Below are 4,581 nucleotides of genomic sequence, written 5' to 3'. Positions count from 1 at the left end.
ATATGAGCAGAATTAAGTTCACTTAAACTCTGCCATGGCGAGAAAAGGTGCCATAAAATGGAGCTTTATTCTGCTCATGGCTTAACGAAAACATTCCGATGATAAAAAGTACTTGATGGAAATAAAATCTTTAAATAACAATCCATAGTTTTAGATTTTCGTCATGATTTTGTTTTAGATTTCGAGCATCTCCGATGCGATCCATCTTTAAATCGTCCCAAGAAGCGAGGTATTCGAGCGCATTTTCAGTTATGATTTTTGTTTTAGATTTTTCCCTCCCAACCAAAATCTTTAAATAAAATCTTGACCAAAATACGCAACAGTACGTTGCTCTATGGGAGGAATTTATTATGGATCGCCTTACAGGCTCGACATCCTAACAAAAATCTTTAGAATAATCTTCAACTAGCATCCTTTATTAAAGTTAGCGTTAAGGTTAAGGTTGAAAAGTTCAGTTAAAAATTTGAAAGTAATATGAGAACAATAACATTGATTGTTGTGCATTGTACCGCTAATAAAGCGGGGAGCACGCTGAGAGTAAAGGACATCGATCGGTATCACCGGTCATTGGGATGGAAAGGATGTGGGTATCACTATGTGATTCCGACGGATGGGACCATCGAGAAAGGTAGAGCGGAGGATCTGGTGGGGGCCCACTGTAAGAACCATAACAAACACTCTATCGGAGTGGCGTATGTCGGAGGACTGGATGTGGATGGGAAGACTCCCAAGGATACCAGAACGCCTGAACAGAAGATTGCACTGTGGAAACTCATCAAGGAACTGAAGGAACGGTATCCTAAGGCTCTCGTCGTGGGACACTGTGACCTGGATCCACGGAAGCCGTTCTGCCCTGGGTTTAAGGTCCACGGAGCACACTCTAAATGATCCACGGAGCACACGGAGGACACGGATCATCGGAATTTAGACGGAATTTATACGGATATTTTTTTGGGGGGTTGCTTCGCAAGAAATCTTTGGAGGAAATCTTTTTTAAGATGTTGCTTCGCAAGAAATAATTCAATTACACACGAAAACATTGAGAATAATCTTTAACAAAAATTTTTTCTGTGTTCTCCGTGTCCTCAGTGTGTTCCGTGGTTTTTTAGTTGCCTACGGCAAGAAATCTTTGGAGGAAATCTTGTTTAAGATGTTGCTTCGCAAGAAATATTGTGGATTCGCAGTTGATCTCCAAATAAAATCTTTAACGAAAATCATTGACCAAAATGCGCTCGAGTTCCTCGCTTTTGGGGAGGGTTTTATTTTGGATCGCATCGGAGATGCTCGAAATCTTAACTAGAATCTTTAGAAGAATCTTTAACTAGAATCTATAAACTATAACCTTAACGTTAACCTTAACGCTAACCACTAAACACTAACCTATAACCTTTAACCTTTAAACTATAACCTTTAAACTAAACACTCCGTGTCCTCCGTGTGCTCCGTGGATTATATTCCGTGGATATTTTACCGGTTTTTGTGGTGTTCGAACCAGCGGTGGGTGTAGAGGTTGTAGATGAGCATGGCGAGGGAGACGAGGATGAGGGAGATGGTCAGGGAGGTGGTGTAGCGGGAGGCAGGGAGGGCGTAGGTGATGCCGACGCCGAGGGCGATGCCACTCTCCCATGCCAGCATATAGGTGCTCTGGGAGGTGCCACGCTGACAATGGCGACTGAGTTTGATGAAGAACAGGAGGAAACGGGAACCGATGAGGCCGATGGCGATGCCTATCAGGGCGGCAGCGATGAAGTCGGAGGATGCTGTGGGACGTACCATCAACAGGAGGAGGGCTGCCAAGAACAGGATGAGGCCACTGACAACCTCACTCTTGAGTTCTGCATCACGGAAGACGAAACGACAGGCTAACAGGGCGAAGAGGTAGCCTACCATGATACCGGCATAGAAATCGATGGTGGTGGCTAATGCCAGGACCATACCTACTGCCACGGAGATGAGGAGCAGGTTGACGAAAAGAATAAAGCCACTGCCTAACCAGAAACGGTCGGTGCTGAACAAAGTGACATGATCGGAAGGGGCACGGAACGGGAATTTCACCATGCGGATCAACAGGAAAGCGAATAAGGCACAGCCTACCGCCATCCATAACACATCAGGAACAGGCATGTGGAAATGGCGGGTGGCAAAAAGACCTGCCAACGGACCGAGGGACAGGGCGAAACGTCCGAACCACGACATGCTGTGGTTTGCCTCGGTACGGAGGTAGGACTCACAGGTGTCGATGACGAGGGTGCTGGAGAGTATCATCTGTGCCAAACCGAAGGTGGCACCTTGCACCAATCGCAACAGCATGACGAGGGGGAAGGTGGCAGAGGGCCACCCACCGTCAAAGAGATACCATAGGACACCAAGACATGCCGCCATGATGACGATAGACCAGAGGCATACCTTGTTGCGCCGATAGTGTTGCACAAGGAACGAGCAGAAGGGACCGAAGAGGAACAAGCCCAAGGCGAAGACCGCCATAGCGCCCCCTGTTTCTACCGCTGTGAAATGTCCGTTATCCTCCAAGCATTGCGGCAACAGCGGATAGAGGATATAGACCGACATAGACAACAGCAGGTTTGCTAAAGCCATCTGCCAGAACTCTCTATGCCAGAGGCGGATATGAACAGGGGTGTTCTGTGCGTTCATCGGGAAATATTGCGATTAGTAAGACTCGTTATCGTTGGGAAAATCGCCTGTTTTCACATCACCCACATACTGTCCTACAGCATCGGTGATGGTATCATAGAGTTGGGCGTAATGGCGGAGGAACTTCGGTTTGAAGCCCTTGTTCATGCCCAGCATATCGTGTACCACGAGGACCTGTCCGTCGCAGCCATTACCTGCACCGATACCGATGGTAGGAACGGTGAGTTCGCGAGACACCTGTGTGGCAAGTGCAGCAGGAACCTTCTCCAGGGTAACAGCACAGCAGCCAGCCTCTTCAAGGGCATGGGCATCAGCCAGGAGTTTGGCAGCCTCAGCCTCCTCTTTCGCACGCAGTCCATAGCCGCCGAAGACATTCACAGACTGTGGGGTGAGACCGAGGTGACCCACTACGGGGATGCCCGCACCGACGATGCGGCGTATCATATCGGCAATCTCTGCCCCACCCTCTATCTTCACGCCATCGCAACCTGTCTCTTTCATGATGCGTACTGCATTGCGCACACCATCATCGGCAGTCACCTGATAGCTACCGAAAGGCATATCGCAGACCACAAAGGCACGTTTGACAGCTCTTACCACCGAACGAGCATAGACAATCATCTCATCGACGGTGATGGGGAGTGTGGTGGCATTGCCAGCCATGACATTAGAAGCGGAATCGCCAACGAGGATGGCATCAACGCCAGCACCATCGACAATACCTGCCATCGTAAAATCATAAGAGGTGAGCATGGCAATCTTCTCACCTTTTTGTTTCATTTCCTTTAATCGACATGATGTGACTTTTCGGGTGTCACTAACCAAATATCCTGCCATTATATCTTATTAATTATTAGAGTTTTGGAATATATTCGCTAAAGTCTTTGATAACCTCATCGCTGAGTGGTGCAATCTGTTCTGGTGCATTGGTTGTAGCCAGTGCCACGACGGTCATGCCTGCGGCACGTCCGGAGCGCAGTCCGTTGAAGCTATCTTCGAAGACCACGCAGTCGGTGGGGTTAACCCCAAAGCGTGCTGCTGCCTTCAGGTAGCAGTCAGGATGCGGTTTAGAGTATTCGAAGTCCTCGGACGTAAGGATGGCATCGAAATAGGTTTTGAACTCAGGATGTCGGCGATAGACATTCTCCATCTTGGCTTGGTTGGAACTGGTAACGACAGCGGTCTTCACGCCATGGCTACGCAGTAGTTTGATGGTTTGTTCGAAGCCTTTCACATAGAGATAGTCCATCTCCTCTTCATATTTATTCAAGCGTTCTGTGATGAGGGTTCGTTTGTCTTTCAGGGGTCCATCGAACCATGCGTCATAGATTTGGTCGAGTGTCTGGCCTTTTATTTCGTGTTCCAGTCCGGGGTGTTCCGGATGGAACTCTCTGCACTGTTGTCCCCAGAAGATTGTGTATTGGGGTTCTGTATCGAAGACGACTCCATCCAAGTCGAATAATGCTGCTTTCATGTTGTTGTTATCTTAAAATCGGCTGCAAAGGTACATATTTTATAAGCAACAACCAAGAAAATCTCTCACTTTAAATTATTATGTCTCACGGAAATCACTCTGAATAATCCACGGAGGGCACTCTGAATGATCCACGGAGGGCACGGAGGACACGGATTTTTTTATCCACGGAGGACACTCTGAATAATCCACGGAGCACACGGAGGGCACGGATTTTTTTAGTAGCTACGCTAGAAATCTTTGGGGGAAATCTTTGTTTAGATGTTGCTGACGCAAGAAATGAATCATCGGATCATCGGAATTTAGACGGAATTTATACGGAGTTTTTATCCACGGAGCACACTCTAAGCAATCATCGGAATTTAAACGGATGTTTTTTTGGATTCTTCGCAAGATTTGATATACAAGCAACAACGGGCTGAAGGCCCAATGGCTTCCTTAGCCCAGGGTAACAC

4 protein-coding genes are annotated in these 4,581 nt (G+C 47.6%); 1 reads left to right on the top strand and 3 read right to left on the bottom strand.

Annotated elements, in window-relative coordinates; all coding sequences use genetic code 11:
- Positions 1-474 precede the first annotated feature (474 nt).
- Positions 475-888: an N-acetylmuramoyl-L-alanine amidase gene (locus tag CIK90_RS06935; RefSeq protein WP_094464682.1), complete on the top strand. Its 414-nt coding sequence runs from the start codon at positions 475-477 to the stop codon at positions 886-888.
- Positions 889-1,467: 579 nt separating this feature from the next.
- On the opposite strand, the gene CIK90_RS06925 is transcribed toward CIK90_RS06935, so the two are convergent.
- From CIK90_RS06925 to CIK90_RS06915, 3 genes are read right to left on the bottom strand one after another with little or no spacing between them, the layout of a single operon-like run.
- Positions 1,468-2,652: an MFS transporter gene (locus CIK90_RS06925; RefSeq protein WP_094464680.1), complete on the bottom strand. Its 1,185-nt coding sequence runs from the start codon at positions 2,650-2,652 to the stop codon at positions 1,468-1,470.
- 15 nt (positions 2,653-2,667) lie between these two features.
- Positions 2,668-3,489 carry a 3-methyl-2-oxobutanoate hydroxymethyltransferase gene (panB, locus tag CIK90_RS06920; RefSeq protein ID WP_094464679.1) on the bottom strand — a complete coding sequence of 274 codons (822 nt, stop codon included), beginning with the start codon at positions 3,487-3,489 and terminating at the stop codon, positions 2,668-2,670.
- Between the two features lie 16 nt (positions 3,490-3,505).
- Complete coding sequence (locus CIK90_RS06915) at positions 3,506-4,126, bottom strand: HAD family phosphatase (protein ID WP_094390931.1); 621 nt, start codon at positions 4,124-4,126, stop codon at positions 3,506-3,508.
- Positions 4,127-4,581 lie beyond the last annotated feature (455 nt).

Origin of the sequence: Prevotella sp. P5-126 (assembly GCF_002251185.1) — a bacterium.
In the GTDB taxonomy this organism is placed as follows: Bacteria; Bacteroidota; Bacteroidia; order Bacteroidales; family Bacteroidaceae; genus Prevotella.
Note: the sequence above shows the minus strand (reverse complement) of the source record. Positions and strands in the feature narration are given on the sequence as shown.

Bases quoted from the DNA above. Each gene is read 5' to 3' on its own strand.
- CIK90_RS06935 (WP_094464682.1), top strand. From the start codon at position 475: ATGAGAACAATAACATTGATTGTTGTGCATTGTACCGCTAATAAAGCG.
- CIK90_RS06925 (WP_094464680.1), bottom strand. From the start codon at position 2,652: ATGAACGCACAGAACACCCCTGTTCATATCCGCCTCTGGCATAGAGAG.
- panB (WP_094464679.1), bottom strand. From the start codon at position 3,489: ATGGCAGGATATTTGGTTAGTGACACCCGAAAAGTCACATCATGTCGA.
- CIK90_RS06915 (WP_094390931.1), bottom strand. From the start codon at position 4,126: ATGAAAGCAGCATTATTCGACTTGGATGGAGTCGTCTTCGATACAGAA.